A 17,064-nucleotide genomic window follows, 5' to 3' on the forward strand; every position below is an offset into this window, starting at 1 on the left:
TCATGCCGTCGAGAACGGCGGTGCTGGCGATCTACGTGACGGCCATGTGCATGAACGGGCTGGACGCGACGATCGTCAACCCGGCGCTGTTCATCATCGGGACCGACCTCGGGGTGGGGGGCACCGCGACCAACCTGGTCGAGGTCGCCTTCCTCACCAGCCTGTCGGTCTCCATGCCGGCCGCCGGGTGGCTGTGCGACAGGTACGGCGCGGCGCGGGTGTTCCTGGGCGCCCTGGCGGCGTTCACGGTGGCGTCCGCGCTGTGCGGGGTCGCCTGGGACCTGGGGTCGCTGGTGGCGTTCAGGGTGCTGCAGGGGGTGGGCGGCGGGCTGCTGACCCCGGCCGGCATGACGCTGCTGTTCGTCACCTACCCGCCCGAGGAGCGGATGCGCCTGTCGAGGTACATCGTGGTGCCGACCGCGCTGGCGCCCGCGCTGGGCCCGGTCCTGGGCGGGCTGCTGGCCGAGCACCTCTCGTGGCGCTGGGCGTTCCTCGTCAACGTCCCGTTCGGGCTGGCCGCGGTGGTCCTGGGCGTCGTGACCGTCGGCGCCACCGCCCCGGCGCCGGAGACGACCGGCCGGTTCGACCTGCGCGGGCTCCTGCTGGCCGCCTCGGGGTTCGGGCTGCTGATGTTCGGGCTCGGGGAGGGGGCGGTGCGCGGCTGGACGTCCCCGTGGGTCGTGGCGGCGCCGGTCGCCGGGGCCGTACTGGTCGGCCTGCTGGTCAGGACGGCTCCGAGGACCGCCTCGCCCCTGCTGGACCTGGGACTGCTCGCCGACGGCGGCTTCCTGCGCGGCGTCCTGACGGCCTGCCTGTCGGCGGCCGGGCTGATGGGCATGCTGTTCGTCTTCCCGCTGATGTACCAGGACGGGCTGGGCGCGTCGGCGGCGGACGCCGGGCTGGTGGTCTTCCCCGAGGCGCTGGGGCTGATGGCGGCCGGGTTCCTCGTGGACCGGGTCTGCGCCCGCCTGGGCGAGCGGGTGGTGGTCACGGCCGGCCTGCTCGGCGGCGGAGCGCTGTTCGCGGCGCTCGCCCTGGGTGACTTCGGCCCGTGGACGCTGCGGGCGGTCATGTTCGCCGTGGGGTTCGTGCTCGGCCAGGCGGTGACGGTGGTCCAGATCTCGGCGTTCGCCGGGATCGGCCCGGAGGTGATGGGCCGGGCGATGACCCTGTTCCAGTCGCTGCGCATGCTCGGCGGCGCGCTGGGCGTGGGGGTCTGCGCCCTGGCCCTCTCCTCGGGCTACCGGGCCGCGATGCTCGTCGCCGCGGCCCTCGTACTGGCGGGGGCGGTGGCCGAGGTCACCCGGCCGCGGGACTCCGGACCAGATCTGCCGCCGTCCAGGCCATCATGACGGCGGCGTCGATGAGCGCGCGGTCCGCCACGGGGGCCGCGGCGGCGTCGGCGAAGGAGGCGTCGTGCGGAACGGCGTCTCCCGAGCCGATGTCGAGCATGGGGTGGATCGCGCGGACCGCGTGGGAGACGTTGCCCATGTCGGTCATCGCGAACGGTCCGCGCTCGACCGGGGCCGGACGGCCGAGCGCGGCGGCGTTGGCCGCGTAGAGCCCGGCCAGCCCGGCGTCGTCGCGGAAGTCGAGGTAGTCGGGCTCGGGGCGGGCCAGGCGGACCTCGCAGCCGGTCGCCGTCGCGGCGCCGGTGAAGCAGGCCTCGACCCGGGCGCGCAGGGCCGCGAGGTCCTCCGCCGCGGCGGCCCTGATCTCGTAGCTCGCCGTCGACCTGGCGGGGATGACGTTGGGCGCCTCGCCCGCCCCGGTCACCACGCCGTGCACGTGCCTGCCCGGCGGGAGGTGCTGGCGCAGCAGCCCGATCGCGACCTGGGCCAGGGTCATCGCGTCGGCGGCGTTGCGGCCCTCGTGCGGGGCCAGGGTGGCGTGGGCAGCGCGGCCGAGGTATTCGACGTCGAGCGTGCCGAGGGCGAACGAGCGGAACCTGACGGTCTCGAACGGGCCGGGATGCACCATCATCGCCGCGTCCACGCCGTCGAAGACACCCGCGTCGAGCATCAGGGCCTTGCCGCCGCCGCGTTCCTCCGCCGGGGTGCCGATCACCTTCACGGTCAGGCCGAGGTCGTCGGCGAACGGCACGAGCGCCAGCCCCGCGCCCACCGCGGCCGCGGCGATGACGTTGTGCCCGCAGGCGTGGCCGAGCCCGGGCAGCGCGTCGTACTCGGCGCAGAACGCGACCGTCGTCGGGCCGGAGCCGTACGAGGCGGAGAACGCGGTCGGCAGCCCGGCCACGCCCGCGGTCACCGCGAACCCCGCGGAGCCCAGGACCTCCGCGGTCCACTCCGCGGCCCGATGCTCCTCGAACGCCGTCTCGGGGTGCGCGTGGATGCGGTGGCTCAGCCCGACCAGCGTGCCGGCGTGCCGCAGCACACGCTCGCGGATCCCGTCCTTCACCGCGCCCGTCCCCTCCACCGCGGCCGTTTCCCCTCCCGCCGCCATCGCGTCCGCCCTCTCTCCCGTCGCCGTCACGTCCCGCACCGCTGCCGTCCTCTCTCCCGTCGCCGTCCCGCCCGTCCCCTCGCCCGCCGCCGTCCCGGTCCCCGTCACCGCCACCCCCCGGTCAGGCGGACGAGGCCGTCGGCGAGGCCGCCGAGCCAGCAGGCCGGGTCGTGGCCGCCGTTGTACTCGGTGAGGGTCACCTCGTATCCCTTGGCGGCCAGGACCTGGACGAACCTGCGGTTCTCGGCCAGCAGCATCCACTCGCCCCTGCCGACCTCGACGTGGAGGCGGACCGGCAGGCGAGGCGCCCGCTCGTACCGCCGGGTCAGCCACTCCGGGTCCTCGTCGCTCCACCAGTAGGAGCCCGACTGCGACAGCACGTTGCCGAACCGCTCCGGGGCGACGAACGCCGCGTACGAGGAGGTGAGGCCGCCGAAGCTCTGTCCGGCGACGACGGTCAGCGCGGGATCGGCCGTCACCCCGTACTCGCGTCCGGCCCAGGGCAGCACCTCGTCGGCCAGGTGCCGGACGAACGGCTCGTGGCAGGCCATCTCCCGGAGCCTGCTCTCCCTGTCGACCGCGTCGGGCATCAGCGCGACCATCGGCGGGATCCGCCCCTCGGCGATCAGGTTGTCCAGCGTCGGCCCGATCAGCTCCGCCCACGAGTCGCCGTCGAGGAGGACCGCGACCGGACAGGGGCCCGTGCCGTGCCCCGGTGGCGTGTAGACCCAGATCCGCCGCCCCGCGACCTCGCCGAGGTGGATCCGCCCCTCGGGGACGCCCGGGCGCCGCTCCCGGTACGGCTGCGCGGGCGCCTGCGGCAGTTCGAGCAGGGAGGAGGGGTTTCGGCCGTGCTGCCCGGGAAGCCGGACCGGGTTGCCCGGGTCGGGCAGCGCCGTCAGCATGACGCGCAGCCAGGAGTCGCGGTCGGTGCCGGGGATCTCGGCGCAGGGCAGGATCTGGTAACCGGCCCGCAGGTCCGCGTCGAGCTCGTAGGTCAGGCGGAGCACGTCGCTGCCCGGCACCCTGCGCATCACGTGGCCGCCGATGTCGCCCGCGTGGCGGTCCTTGTCGGTCAGCGTGTTGATCAGCACGACCGCCCGCTCGTCGGCGGACCTCGCCCGCCACAGGAAGGTCACCAGAAACCTGCCCGGGGTGGGGGCGGGCTCGATCAGCGGGGTGATCGGATCCCCCGCCTCCCACCTCCACTCGGGGGACCCGTGGGTTCCGGGGGGCTCGGGGAGCCTGGGAAGCTGGGACGACATTCACGACCTCCGGTTCGACAGCAGGGTCCACAGCAGGAACGGGCCGCCCAGGATGCTCGTCACGACGCCGACCGGAATCTCGGCGCCGTCGATCAGGACACGGCCGGCGGTGTCGGCGGCCACGGTGAGAGCGGCGCCGGTGATCAGGGAGCCGACGAGCGGGATCCGGGCGGGCCCGGACAGGCGGGCGGCGATGACCGGGGCGGCCAGCGCGACGAAGGCGACGGGGCCGCCGACGCCGATCGCCAGGCCCGCGAGGGTGACGGCCAGGGCGAGGGTGAGCAGCCGGATCACCGCCGGTCGCACCCCGAGCCCGGCGCCGACGTCGTCGCCGAAGCGGAGCACCGTCAGCGGCCGGGCGACGGCCAGCGCGAGGGGGAACAGCGCGGCCAGGCCGACCGCGACGGGCAGTGCGACCGGGTAGCCGCGCCCGGCGAGGCTGCCGATGGTCCAGGAGTAGATCGCGGTGGCCGAGCCGAGCCCGCGCCAGGCCAGGAGCGACTGGACCAGCGCGCCCGCCAGGGTGGTGATCGCCAGGCCGGTGACGATGAACCGGTAGCCCTGGGTGCCGATCCCGCCGGAGACGGCGAACACCACCACGGCCGCGACGAGCGCGCCGAGCGGGCCGGTCCACCAGTGCTCGAAGAGCGTCGCCGCCGAGGAGGTCAGGCCGCCGAGCATGATGGCGATGACCGCGCCCTGGTTGATGCCGAGCATGTCGGGCGTGGCCAGTGGATTGCGGGCCAGCGCCTGGGTCAGGCAGCCGGACAGTCCCAGCGCGGCTCCCGCGACCAGTCCCGCGACGATCCTCGGCAGCCGGATCTCCTGGACGAGCAGGACGTGCCCGCCCTCGCCGAGGCCCCGCAGGGCGGCCAGCGCCTGGCTCGCCGACATTCCGGACTGCCCGGCCGTGAGCGCGACCACCGTGGCCGCCCCCGCTAGCGCGGCCAGGACGGCGGCGACGAGGGCGGAGCGCGGCGGGAGCAGGATCGAGCAGGCGCCGAGCCGTACCGGCAGGCTGCCGGACGGCACCGGTCTCGGCGGCGGGACGGGGGACGGTGCCGGTACCGGAGCCCGTGCCGTCCGCGACGCGCTGGACGGCACGGGCTCCGCCCGTCCGCCCGGTCCCGTGACGAACGCGCCGAGCAGCCTCGCGGGCGCCCGGGTGATCCCCCGGGCACCCCGCGCGGCCTTCACGGCCGACAGGTCACCGGCGCCCGCGGCGACGGCGCGGGAGCGGGCGACCACGATCAGCACGGGCCCGCCGAGCACGGCGACCAGCAGCGAGACCGGAGCCTCGTAGGGGCGCATGATCACCCGGGCGAGCACGTCCGCGCCGAGCAGGACCGCGGCCCCGGTCAGGCCGGACAGCACGATCCGAGGGCCGATCCCGGCGCCGATCACGGTCCTGGCCAGATAGCCGGACAGCAGGCCGAGGAACCCGATCGGCCCGGCCACGGCGACGGCGGCGGCGCTGAGCAGGGTCACCGCCACGGTCACCGTGATCCGCGTGCGCCCCGGCCGGTGCCCCAGGGTCACGGCCGTGTCGTCGCCGAGGGCGAGCGCGGCCAGCGGCCTGGCGCTGAAGGCGGCGATGACCAGCCCGGCCAGGATCGCCGGGGAGACCGACAGGACGCGTTCCATGGGGACGCCCGCCAGCGAGCCGAGCACCCAGAACCGGTACTGGTCGAAGGTGACGGGGTCGGCGACCAGCATGGCCGAGGTGATCCCGGTGAGCGTGGCCGACAGCGCCGCGCCCGCCAGGACGAGTTTGAGCGGGGAGAACCGCGAGCCGATCAGCAGCACGGCGCCGGTGGCCGCCAGCGCGCCGCCGAGCGCCCAGACCAGGTAGGCGCCGCCGGTCTGCGCGCCCGCGTAGACGATCCCCACGACCACGCCCAGCGCGGCGCCGGAGTTCACCCCGAGCAGGCCCGTCTCGGCGAGCGGGTTGCGCGTGACGGTCTGCAGCAGCATGCCCGAGACGCCGAGCGCGGCGCCGACCACGAGCGCGGCCAGCGTGCGGGGCACCCGCAGCGTGGTGACCACCATCTCCAGGTGGTGGTCGCCGCGGGCTCCGAGCAGGTAGTCGACGACCTGCCCCGGCGCGACCCGGCCCGCCCCGGTCAGCACGGAGACGGCGCCGAGGGCCGCGACCGCCGCCGCGCACAGTCCGAACACCAGACGGGAGGCCCGGGGTTGGGTAAACATAAGGTAAGGCTAACCTAAAATAGGCAAGCCTTGCCTAATTAATTCAGGAGTTCACATGACCCCCCTCCGTACGGTCGGCGCCCTGTTCGCCGCCGCGCTCGCCGCCCTGTCCGTCGCGGCCTGCGGCGCCTCCGCCACGACCCCGTCGGCGAACTCGTCGGCGGCGCCCGCCGCCGCCCCGGCCGCCGCCGCGACCCGCGAGGTGAAGGACGCGACCGGCACGCTGATCAAGATTCCGGCCGAGCCGAAGCGCGTGGTCACCCTCACCCAGGAGGACCTCGACGCCGCCCTCGCCCTCGGCGTCACCCCGGTCGGCATCACCAACGGCCAGGGGATGGACAGGCCGCCCGCCTACCTGGCCGACAAGGTCCAGGGCATCGCCGTGGTCGGCGACCTGCTCCAGCCGGTGATCGACAAGGTCGTGGAGGTCAAGCCCGACCTGATCCTCGCCGGGGACATGCAGGACCAGCAGGTCCTCGACCAGCTCCGCAAGATCACCCCCGCGACCGTCGTCACCATGGCCCCGACCGACGACTGGAAGCTGTCGTTCATGGGGATCGGCAACACGCTCAACAAGCTCGCCGAGGCCAAGAAGGTCCTCGCCGACTACGACGCCGAGATCGCCGAGGCCAAGGGCAAGGTCAAGCCCGCCGAGGTGAGCATCGTGCGCTGGAACCCGCAGGGCCCGAGCTGGATGGAGAAGCGGCAGTTCTCCGGGCTCGTCGCCGCCGACCTCGGCCTGACCCGCCCCAAGGCCCAGGACAAGGACGGCACCGCCCACTCCATGCCGCTGAGCCTGGAGGCCCTGTCCGACATCGACGGCGACTGGCTGTTCGTGTCCACCCTCACCGCCGACGGGGACAAGGCCCTCGCCGAGGTCAAGGAGACGCCCGCCTTCAAGGAGCTGAAGGCGGTCGAGAACGGCCACGTGGTCTCGGTCGACGGTTCCGTCTGGAGCACCCGCGGCGCCCCGCTCGCCGCCCGGGTCGTCCTCGGCGACCTGGTCAAGGCCCTGGCGGGCTGACCCCCTCCCGGACTCCGCCGGTTCGCCGGCGGATTTCCCTGTCGCGGCGCCCCGCGACGTGCTATCAATTAAATGACCAAACGAGGACGTCTGGTCAAAATATTGTGAGCGCTCGGGGCGGGAGCATGGAGCAACGGGGCAGGAAGGCGGGACGGCCACCTCAGGACGCCGCGCTGCGGCTGGAGCGGGCGCACCGCATCCTGGACAGCGCCACGGGCCTGGTCCTGCGTCAGGGCTACGACGGGACCACCGTCGAGGACATCGCCCGGCACACCGGGATCGCCAAGGGCACGATCTACCTGCACTGGCGGACCCGCGAGGAGCTGTTCGCCGCGCTGCTGCGCCGGGAGCGGCTGGAGATGCTCTCCGAGGTACGGCGGCGCGCCGAGGAGAGCCCCGGCACGGTCGGCGACCTGCTGGGGCTGCTCGCCTCCGAGCTCATGCGCAAGCCGCTGACGAGGGCGAGCGTGCTCGGCGACTCGGAGGTGCTCGGCAAGCTCATCCGCCGCAAGCGCGACGGCGGCGTGAGCGACGACCTGCGCGACGGCCTCGGAGGCTATCTGGACGCGCTGGCGGCGCACGGCGGCCTGCGCACCGACCTGTCGCCCGCCGAGCGCGTGACCGCGCTCGTCTCCGTCCTCTACGGGTTCCTGATCGTCTCGCGGATGCTGCCGCGGGACTACCGGCCCTCCGACGAACGGCTGGCCGAACTGCTCGCCGACGCGGGAGCCCGGACGCTGGAGCCCGGTGCCCCGGTCTCCGCCGACGACGCCCGCGCGATCTCCCGGGCGACCCTGCGCTTCCTCGACCTCGCCCTGGAGAGCGCGCGGCGCAAACTACACGTCTCGCTCGGCATCCAGGACCCCGGCGTTCAGGGCAGCGGCGTTCAGGGCAGCGGCGTTCAGGGCAGCGGCGTCCGAGAGCCCGACGTTCCGAAGCCCGACGTCCACGAGCCCGATGTCCGAGAGCTCGGCGTCCGGAAGCCCGATGTCCCGAAGCCCGGCGTCAGGGAGCCGGGTCCCCCACGCCTCGCCGTCCATGAGCCGGGCCCCCAGGAGAACACGCCATGAAGATCCTTCCCCTCGACGACCCCGCGGCCGACCTCGCCACGGCGGGCGGCAAGGGCGCCTCACTGTCCCGGCTGGCCCGCGCCGGTCTGCCCGTGCCCGGCGGCTTCCACGTCACCACGGAGGCCTACCGGGACTTCGTCTCGCGTGACGGCCTGCACGAGCTGATCATGCGGGCCGTCGCGGAGGCGTCCCCCGACGAGGCCGCCCGGCGGATCTCGGCCCTGTTCGCCGCCCGGGAGATGCCCGAGGGGACCGCCGCGGAGATCCGCGCCGCGTACGCGAGGCTCGGCGACGACGTGCCCGTCGCCGTGCGCTCCTCGGCCACCGCCGAGGACCTTCCCGAGATGTCGTTCGCCGGGCAGCAGGAGACCTACCTCAACATCCGGGGCGACGCCCTGCCGGGGGCGGTCAAACGCTGCTGGGCCTCGCTGTGGACCGCGCGCGCCATCGCCTACCGCGCCGGCAACGGCGTCCCCCAGGACGAGGTGGCGCTGGCGGTCGTGGTCCAGGAGCTGGTGCCCGCGGACGCGGCGGGCGTCCTGTTCACCGTGAACCCGATCACCGGCGCGCGCGACCAGATGATGATCAACGCCTCCTGGGGTCTGGGCGAGGCCGTCGTCGGCGGCCTGGTGACCCCGGACACCGTCGTGGTCGGCAGGGACGGCCACGAGATCGTCGAGGAGCGCGTCGGCGAGAAGGACGTCATGACGGTCCGCGCCCCCGAGGGCACGCGTGAGGAGCCGGTGCCGCCGAAGCTGCGCCGCGCCGCCGTGCTGGACCGGGCGCAGGCCGTACGGCTCGCCGAGCTGGGCGCCCGGATCGAGGAGCTGTACGGCACCGCCATGGACGTCGAGTGGGCCAGGCGGGACGGGACGTTCCTCATCGTGCAGGCCCGTCCTGTCACCGGGCTCGGGCGGCGGGTCGAGGAGTGGAACGACAGCCTGACCGGCGAGTACCTGTGGACCTCCGCGAACCTCGGCGAGGCCGTTCCCGACGTGATGACACCGTGCACGTGGTCGCTCGTGCAGATCTTCATCCACGAGGCCATGTCCGCCTCGGCCCTGCCCGGGTTCGACCTGGTCGGCAACATCGGCGGCCGGTTCTACATGAACCTGAGCGTCGTGGTCTCGATAGCCAGGGCCCTGGGCATGCAGGGGCGGCTCAGCGCGACCGAGCAGGTCTTCGGCAAGCTCCCGCCGGGCCTGGACGTGCCGCTGCTGCCCACCTCGCGCTGGCGGATCATCGCGAGCGTGCTGCCGCTCGGCTTCGCCATCCAGAAGAAGGTGGCGGCCAACCTGAAAAGGATGCCCGGCTTCCTGGCCACCGCGCGGGAGCGCTGCACGACGCTGCACGAGCGGGCCACCGCCGCGGCCACCCCGGGCGAGCTGGCCGATCTGTGGGAGCGGGAGCTGCTGCCGTACTTCGTCGAGGCCTGCCGGGTCTTCGAGGCCGCCGGACGCCAGGGCGGCGGCTCCCTGGTCTGGACCCGTGACAGGCTGCGCAGGCTGGTGGGCGAGGTCGACGCGGAGGCCATGCTCACCGGCGCCGGCTCCGACGGGGAGCTGGCCAGCCTCGGGCCGATCGTCGGCCTGGAGAGGCTCGCGGCGGGCGAGATCGACCGGGAGGAGTTCGCCCGCGTCTACGGGCACCGCGGCGCGCACGAGTTCGAGGTCTCCGTCGCCAGGCCGGGCGAGGATCCGGGGTGGATCGACGCGCAGCTGGCGAGCATGTCCGGCGACCGGCGGCACGCGGGTGCCCTGCTCGACCGCCAGCGGGAGGCGCGCGAGGCCGCCTGGAAACGGTTCGAGCAGCGCTATCCCGGCAAGGCCGCCAAGATGCGGCTGCGGATCCGGCGCTGGAACGCGACCGTCCGCGACCGGGAGACGACCCGATCCGAGGTGATCCGCGTCATCTGGGCGGTGCGCGCCCTCGTCCTGCGGGCCGGGGTGCTCACCGGTCACGGCGACGACCTGTTCTTCCTGTCGATCCAGGAACTGGTCACCGTCCTGCGCGGCGACGACGGGCCGCTGGCCGAGGTGGCGGTCAGGCGGGCGACCTACGAGCGCTACGCCGCGCTGCCCGCCTACCCCACGCTGATCGTCGGCCGCTTCGACCCGGTCCGCTGGGCCGCCTCCCCCGGGCGGCGCGGAGACATCTTCGACGCCAGGGGCGGGGACATCCCGGTGAGCGACACGATCACCGGCTTCCCGGGCGCGCCCGGCGTCGTCGAGGGCGTGGCCCGGATCATCGCCGGTCCCGAGGACGGCGACCGGCTCGCCCCGGGCGAGATCCTGGTCACGACGCTGACCAACATCGGCTGGACCCCGATGTTCCCCCGCGCCGCCGCCGTCGTGACCGACATGGGCGCGCCCCTGTCACACGCCTCGATCGTCGCGCGCGAGCTCGGCGTCCCGGCGGTGGTCGGCACGGGCAACGCGACCGTGCGCCTGCGCGACGGCGACCGGATCCGGGTCGACGGCGAGCACGGCACCGTCGAGCTCCTGACCTCCCTGGACCACGACCGGTAGGGCCCGCTCGGAGGAGTGAGCCGCTCAGGGGGCGGGTCATTCAGGGGGCGGGCCGCTCAGGGGGCGGCCCGCTCGCCTCGGTGCGCGCCGAGGAGGCGGCCGACGACGTCGGCGGCCGTGTAGTCGGGAGGCAGGTCGTGCAGGAAGCCGAGGTCCTGGCCGAGGGTGAGCAGTGGAGGCTCGGCGTAGCCGTCCGCGCGGCTCTGCCCGAGCCCGATCGCGCCGAACAGCCCGTTGCACAGGCATCTCCGGTTGATCGTGTCGCTTTCGAGACCGCCTTTGCGGAGGTAGGTGTCGACCGGTTCGGCCGGGCAGCGGTAGCCGACCGCTCCGTCGGCCTTGAGGTACGGCGTGCGCAGGTGCCCCAGGTCGCACAGGCGCGGGCGGGCGGCGTAGACGTCGGCGCCGGCCGCGGTGCCGGGCAGGTCGACCACCTTGAAGGGGAATCCGGCCGGTGAGGCGCCGGGGTCGTTGCGGACGGTCAGGGTGTCGCCGGTGGCGCCGGACAGCAGGCGGCGCCGGAGGTCCTCGGTGAGGCCGGACTCCCGGCACAGGGCGAAGGCGGTCCCCACCTGGATGCCGGTGGCGCCCGCCGCCAGCGCGTGGGCCAGGCCCCGCGGACCGGCGTAGCCGCCCGCCAGCCAGAACGGCAGCCCAAGGGCGGCGATCTTGGCGGTGTCGGCCCGGTCACGGGGGCCGTAGAGGGGTTCACCCGCCTCGTCGAGCCGGAGTCTGCCGCGAGGCGGGGCGCTGTGCCCGCCGGCGGTGGGGCCCTCCACCACGAAGCCGTCGGGCCGCGTCTCCGGCCTGCGGGCCAGGTAGGCGGCCAGGACGTCGGAGGAGACGATGGCCAGCAGACGGGGGCGTTCGAGCGGGTGCGGCCGGGAGGGACCGTACAGGGTGGCCGGGTCGACGCCGGTGGAGTGGCGCTGTTCCGAGTCGGCGCCGGTGACGGTGACGGTGATCTCGGCCGGCCAGTGGGCGGCGAGGGCGTCGAGCAGGGCGGGGATCTGCGAGGGGATGCCCGCCCCCATGAGCACGTAGTCGACTCCGGCGAGCATGGCGCCGTAGACCGCCGCGGGCGTGGCCAGCTGGATCTTCTCCAGGTAGTTGACGCCGACGGGACCGTCGTGCCCTTCCTTGGCCAGGAACACCTCCGCGAAGTTGGCGACCACGGCCAGTTCGGTCCGGCCGCGGTGCGGGCGCAGGCCGAGTTTGGGCACAGGCCGGTAGGGCCGGCCGGGAGCGATGCCACCGGGCACGTGGTAGCGCTCCCAGATCCGCTCGGCGACCTCGGGGAAGGGGAACGCGTCCAGGGCGCGGCGCAGGTGGCCGCCGGGATCGCCCCGCTGCAGCCGCCGGGCCAGCACGACGTCCAGGGCGACGCCGGACACGACGCCGAGCTGGCCGGTGCCGGAGACGGCCCGCGCCAGCCGCCATCCGGACACGCCGACGCCCATGCCGCCCTGGATGAGCATGGGCAGCGCGCTGGCCGCGGGGGCGGGATCGGCAATCAAGGCGGGAACCTCCTGTCGGCGGGACGGCGCGGCCTGTCAGGCCTGATGCGCACGACATGATTCAAACGGGCGGGCGGCGGTGAGGCGTAGTGACCAAAGTCCTCAAGCGGCGGGGCCGCCGGTCACATCCTCCGGTCCCGGCCGCGGTCGCCTGCCTCGGGCCGGCGGGCGAGGACCTGCCGGTGCCGCGCCGGGTGTCGGTCAACGCGTTGTGGCCGGCGACCCTGGAGGTCGCCGGCCACAGCCTCACCGCCTTACCGCTCCACCGCGCCGCCGCCCCACCGTTCCGGAACGCGCCGGGGATGTTCCTCGGCGCCGGTACGGCCGGCCGCGACGCGGACCCGGCCGGTGCCGGTGGGCGGTGGGCGCCCGGGGAGCCTTCCCCGGTCAGGCGGCTTCGTCGCCCAGCCAGAGGTCGGGACCGAAGACCTCGTAGTGGATGTCGCGTGCCGCGACTCCCGCCTTGATGAGCTGGGCGCGCGCCTCGCGCATGAAGGGCAGGGGGCCGCACAGGTAGACGACCGCCCCCTGGGGAACCCCGACGTCGGCCAGGTTCATCCATCCCGGGCGGGCGTCGTCACCGGCGCCGTCCTCGTACCAGAAGACCCTCTCGGCCGTGGGCAGCGCGCCGACGAGTCCCTCCACGTCCCGGCGGAGCGCGTGGTCGGCCGGGGAGCGGTCGGCGTGCAGTACCAGGACCCGGCGGGTGGATCCGGTGGCGGCGAGGTGCTCCAGCATCGCGGCCATCGGGGTGCAGCCGATGCCGGCGGAGACGAGCACGAGCGGGGCGTCGCCGTCCTCGAGGGTCACCTCGCCGAACGGCGCCGACAGCGTCAGCTCGTCGCCCACCCGCACGGTCTCGTGCAGCAGGGTGGACACCTCGCCCTCGGGCGCGCCGTCCTCGTGGACCCGCTTGACGGTGATCCGCCACTGCCCGTCCCGTTCCCCGCCCGACAGCGTGTACTGGCGGAGCTGGTGGACGCCGTCGGGCATCCGTACCCGGACGCTGACGTACTGACCGGGGAGCGCGGGCGGGGCCGGCTCCTCGCCGAGCGGGCTCAGCTGGAAGGAGACCACGTCGGGCGTCTCCTCGCGGCGCCCGGTGACGCGCCACTTCCGCCAGGTGTCCCCGCCCTCGGCGCCGGCCTCGGCGTAGATGCGGGCCTCCAGGGCGATCAGCGCGCCGGCCATCAGCCAGTACACCTCGTCCCACGCCTCGGCGACCTGCGGTGTCACCGCCTCGCCGAGCACCTCGGCGATCGCCCCGAAGAGATACTTGTGCACGATGACGTACTGGTCCTGGGTCACCCCGACGGCGGTGTGCTTGTGGGCGATGCGGGCGAGCAGCCGGTCGGGACGCTCCTCGGGGTGCTCCAGCAGGGCCACGGCGAACGCGGCGATGGAACCGGCCAGTGCCCTGCGCTGCTCACCGTTGGCCTGGTTGCCACGGTTGAACATGCCGTCGAGCAGTTCGGGGCGGTCGGCGAACATCGTGGCGTAGAACCGCGTGGTGATGGCGTCGAGCGACGCGCCGACAGCGGGCAGCGTGGCGCGGACGGTATCGGCGGACTCCGGGGACAACACGTGACCTCCAACGAGAGGGCTGAGGAGCGGAAAGCCAGACCAAATTTGCATCTGATATGCAAATTAAAGTTCACAATTCGGTCTGAACCCGAGGGTCAAAAGCCATCTCCCCTAGGGACCAAGGTCCTTCACCTGGGAGGTCCCGGGAAGCAGGAGGGTGAGCGCGGGTCCGGTGGGCGAGGCCACCAGGGAGTCGACGGTGACCGGATCGAGCGCGGCGTAGAAGGCCTCCCGCGCCGCCCTCAGCGCCCCGCGAAGCCTGCAGGCGACCCGCAGCGGGCACGGCGGATCGTCCTCGCAGCCCACCAGGTCGCCCTCGCCCTCCAGCGCGCGGACGATGCCGCCGACCGACGCGCGCCGCCCCTCGCCGGTGAGCCACAGGCCGCCTCCGCGCCCCCTCCTGGTCTCCACCAGGCCCAGCTCGCCCAGGCGCGCGACCGCCTTCGCCGCGTGGGTGTACGGCACCGCCAGCATCTCCGCGACCGAACGGGTCGTGAGCGACTCCCCGTCGCCGGCGACGGCCAGCCGCATCACGATGCGGAGCGAGATGTCGGTGAAAGCGGTCAGGCGCATGCCCTCACCGTAAGCGGTCGCGCCAGGTGAGCGCCCGGCCGAGCGGGAACGGCCGGAGGATCCGCGAAGAGCGCGCCGCGCGCCGGCGCGCCGCCTCGGGCACGCCCCGCGAAAAAGCGTTAATGACGGGCGAAAACAGCTCTGACCAGCGTTTATGACCTTCCTGACAAGAGTCAGTAATGTAAATTTGGTTCGCCTTACTTCCTGTTGTAACTTGGTGCTCGCTTATGAGGAGGGCGTTACAGATCATCACACGGCGACATCATCGAACGCCTTGAACATGCCCGTCGTCCGGCGTTCCGGGCCGTACGTTCACCATGTTTCGGGGAAGGACCTCGATGCACGATCACCTGAAGGGCGGCTTGCTCAGGAAGTCCGACGCCAGCAGCCCTAACGTCATCCAGCTCGACAGTCTCCCGACGGTCACGGTGCCTGTCGAATCACTGAACCTTGCGAATTCTCCAAGACAGGAGGGACTGAACGACGATCACTGCCGGATGCTCCTCGAGTCAGGCGAGAATTTACCACCTATTGTCATTCACGGCCAGTCAATGTCTGTCATAGACGGGATGCACAGAGTCCGCGCCGCTCTCATGTGCGGTAAGCGGGAAATCGACGCCAAGATATTCTACGGGACGAGCGAGGAGGCGTTCGTGCTCGCGGTACGAATGAACATCGCGCACGGACTGCCGCTCACCCGCGCCGACCGGACGGCGGCGGCGGCGCGGATCATCGACTCGCATCCCCAGTGGTCGAACCGGATGATCGCCGCCATCACCGGCCTGTCTCCCGGGTCCGTCGCGGAGGTGCGACGGCGTTCGACCGCGCAAGGCGACCAGTCGATCGTGAGGATCGGCAAGGACGGCCGGGTGCGGCCGATGAACGCCCTGACCGGCCGGTTACGGGCCCACGAACTGCTGGTGAACAAGCCGACCGCCTCCATCCGGGCGATCGCCCGGGAGGCGGGGGTGTCCCCGTCCACGGTCCACGACGTGCGAAAACGTCTCCGTTCCGGGGAGGAGCCCATGCCGGAGCGGTACGGGCCCCGATCCACGGCGAACCCGGTACCGGGCGGGGACGGCTCGCCGTCCCCGCCACGCCTCCCGAGCGCCAGGCCGTTCGACCGCGCGGACTCGGCCGCGACCATGGCCACCCTGATGAAGGACCCGTCTCTTCGCTACAACGACGCGGGCCGCCGCCTGATCCGGTGGCTGGACGGCAGCCACCGGGGCATAACCGAGTGCAAGGAGATCGCCGAGCAGGTCCCCTCGCACTGCGCGGACGCCGTGGCGAGGCTGGCACGGGACTACGCCCAGGCGTGGACCGACTTCGCCTCCGAGCTCGAAAAACGCTGGATGCAGTGAGCTCACGGGCGGCGATTCACACAAGCGGTCCCCTGCGAAAGAGCGCGGCCGCGCCGTGACGCCGCCCACCGGAATTCGTTTCCGTTCGGCGTCGAACGCCTTCACACCGCCACCGGCCCGACGGCATGATCCGACCAGCCGGACCGGCCCCTCTCACCCCCTCATGCCGGAGGCAGACCCGTGTCCATTCAGCTTCCCCCCTCGGCGGCCCCGCGCTCCGCCTACCCCGTGGACGTCCTTCCCGTCCCGCTCCGCCGTCGCCTGCTCGACCTGACCGGGACCGGGACACCGGTGTCGGCCTACGTGTACGACGGATCGGTCGCCGCGGAACGCGCCCGTGAGCTGCGCGCGGCCCTCCCCGGGTGGGCGGCCGTCTACTACGCCATGAAGGCGAACTCCTTCCCCGGGGTCGTCGAGGCCCTCGCCCCCCACGTGGACGGGTTCGAGGTCGCCTCCCGGGCGGAGCTCGACCTCGCCCTGGGCGTCCGGCCGGCACCGGACGGCAGAGCCCGCGCCGTCGCGGCCGGACCCGCCAAGTCCGCCCCTCTCCTGACAGCCCTTGTCAGGGCCGGGGTCGAGGCGATCAACGCCGAGAGCCTGCTCGAACTCCACCGGATCAGCCGGGTCGCGGTCGCCGAGGGCGTGCGGGCCCGGGTGGCACTCCGGGTGAACCCCGCCGAGATCCCGGTCACCGGCTCCCTGCGCATGGGCGGTGTCCCGTCCCAGTTCGGCGTGGCGGAGCCGGACGTGCCGGAGGTGTTGCGCGAGGCCGTACGGCTGCCCGCCCTCGACGTGACCGGCTTCCACGTCCACGCGGCCTCGGGCAACCTCGACGCCGACTCCCACGCCGCCTACCTGCGCTGGTGCGTGGAGTGGAGCGTGCGGACCGCCCGGGAGAACGGCGTCGACCTGCGCCACATCGACATCGGCGGCGGCATCGGCGTCGCGTTCGAGGGCGAGAAGCCCTTCGACGTCGCCCGCTTCGGCGAGCTGGCCGGACAGGTCGAACCACCGGCGGGCGTGCGGGTCCTGCTGGAACCCGGCCGCTTCCTGGTCGCCGACTGCGGCTGGTACGCCGCCGAGGTGATCGACGTGAAGGCCTCCTACGGCAAGTGGTTCGTGATGCTGCGCGGCGGCATCAACCACTTCCAGCTCCCCACCTCCTGGGACATCGTGCACAACATGGCGGTGCTCCCGGTGGGGCACTGGCCGGACGACCGGCCGCGTCCCGCGGTGGAGAACGCGCGGGTGACGGTCGTCGGCGAGCTGTGCACGCCGGAGGACACGCTGCTGCGCGACGTCCGGGTGGACCGTGTGCGCGCCGGCGACCTGGTCGTCTTCCCCTGCGCGGGCTCCTACGGCTGGGAGTTCGCCATGCACCGCTTCCTCGGTCACCCCGTCGCCGAGCGCCACCTGCTCTGAGCCCGCTGAGCCACCCGAGAACCCCAACCGCGTGCGAAGGGCGCAC

12 protein-coding genes are annotated in these 17,064 nt (G+C 73.4%); 6 read left to right on the forward strand and 6 right to left on the reverse strand.

Annotation, left to right across the window (positions count from 1 at the left end; all coding sequences use genetic code 11):
* Nucleotides 1-2: 2 nt before the first annotated feature.
* Nucleotides 3-1,352 carry a DHA2 family efflux MFS transporter permease subunit gene (locus tag AB0N02_RS23425; RefSeq protein WP_363950139.1) on the forward strand — a complete coding sequence of 450 codons (1,350 nt, stop codon included), beginning with the start codon at nt 3-5 and terminating at the stop codon, nt 1,350-1,352.
* Here the strand turns inward: AB0N02_RS23425 and AB0N02_RS23430 are convergent.
* From AB0N02_RS23430 to AB0N02_RS23440, 3 genes are all read right to left on the reverse strand, one after another.
* On the reverse strand, nt 1,300-2,502 hold the full coding sequence (locus tag AB0N02_RS23430; RefSeq protein ID WP_363950141.1) for an amidohydrolase: 1,203 nt from the start codon (nt 2,500-2,502) through the stop codon (nt 1,300-1,302). The genes AB0N02_RS23425 and AB0N02_RS23430 overlap by 53 nt on opposite strands.
* Nucleotides 2,503-2,567: 65 nt before the next feature.
* Nucleotides 2,568-3,728 carry an enterochelin esterase gene (gene fes, locus AB0N02_RS23435; RefSeq protein WP_363950144.1) on the reverse strand — a complete coding sequence of 387 codons (1,161 nt, stop codon included), beginning with the start codon at nt 3,726-3,728 and terminating at the stop codon, nt 2,568-2,570.
* On the reverse strand, nt 3,729-5,936 hold the full coding sequence (locus AB0N02_RS23440) for an iron ABC transporter permease (protein ID WP_363950147.1): 2,208 nt from the start codon (nt 5,934-5,936) through the stop codon (nt 3,729-3,731).
* Nucleotides 5,937-5,991: 55 nt separating this feature from the next.
* Between AB0N02_RS23440 and AB0N02_RS23445 the strand changes: the two genes are divergently transcribed.
* The 3 genes from AB0N02_RS23445 to AB0N02_RS23455 all read left to right on the forward strand — a co-directional run bounded on the left by AB0N02_RS23445 (nt 5,992) and on the right by AB0N02_RS23455 (nt 10,558).
* A complete protein-coding gene (locus tag AB0N02_RS23445; protein ID WP_363950149.1) occupies nt 5,992-6,960 on the forward strand; it encodes an iron-siderophore ABC transporter substrate-binding protein in 969 nt (322 codons plus the stop codon).
* Between the two features lie 125 nt (nt 6,961-7,085).
* Complete coding sequence (locus AB0N02_RS23450) at nt 7,086-8,030, forward strand: TetR/AcrR family transcriptional regulator (RefSeq protein WP_363950151.1); 945 nt, start codon at nt 7,086-7,088, stop codon at nt 8,028-8,030.
* Entirely contained in the window at nt 8,027-10,558 is a 2,532-nt protein-coding gene (locus AB0N02_RS23455; protein ID WP_363950154.1) for a PEP/pyruvate-binding domain-containing protein, read from the forward strand. Before AB0N02_RS23450 ends, AB0N02_RS23455 begins: the two co-directional genes overlap by 4 nt.
* A 56-nt stretch (nt 10,559-10,614) precedes the next feature.
* On the opposite strand, the gene AB0N02_RS23460 is transcribed toward AB0N02_RS23455, so the two are convergent.
* The 3 genes from AB0N02_RS23460 to AB0N02_RS23470 form a co-directional block, all read right to left on the reverse strand.
* Nucleotides 10,615-12,075 (reverse strand): nitronate monooxygenase, encoded by a 1,461-nt coding sequence (locus AB0N02_RS23460; protein ID WP_363950156.1) that lies wholly within the window; start codon nt 12,073-12,075, stop codon nt 10,615-10,617.
* Between the two features lie 387 nt (nt 12,076-12,462).
* Entirely contained in the window at nt 12,463-13,659 is a 1,197-nt protein-coding gene (locus AB0N02_RS23465) for a globin domain-containing protein (RefSeq protein ID WP_363950158.1), read from the reverse strand.
* A 111-nt stretch (nt 13,660-13,770) separates the two neighbouring features.
* Entirely contained in the window at nt 13,771-14,232 is a 462-nt protein-coding gene (locus AB0N02_RS23470; protein WP_363950161.1) for an Rrf2 family transcriptional regulator, read from the reverse strand.
* A 338-nt stretch (nt 14,233-14,570) separates the two neighbouring features.
* Here AB0N02_RS23470 and AB0N02_RS23475 point away from each other — a divergent pair, with 338 nt between their 5' ends.
* On the forward strand, nt 14,571-15,596 hold the full coding sequence (locus AB0N02_RS23475) for a ParB N-terminal domain-containing protein (RefSeq protein ID WP_363950163.1): 1,026 nt from the start codon (nt 14,571-14,573) through the stop codon (nt 15,594-15,596).
* Between the two features lie 180 nt (nt 15,597-15,776).
* Complete coding sequence (locus AB0N02_RS23480) at nt 15,777-17,018, forward strand: hypothetical protein (RefSeq protein ID WP_363950165.1); 1,242 nt, start codon at nt 15,777-15,779, stop codon at nt 17,016-17,018.
* Nucleotides 17,019-17,064: the final 46 nt, after the last annotated feature.

Origin of the sequence: Streptosporangium sp. NPDC051022, assembly GCF_040683035.1 — a bacterium.
Taxonomy (GTDB): domain Bacteria; phylum Actinomycetota; class Actinomycetes; order Streptosporangiales; family Streptosporangiaceae; genus Streptosporangium.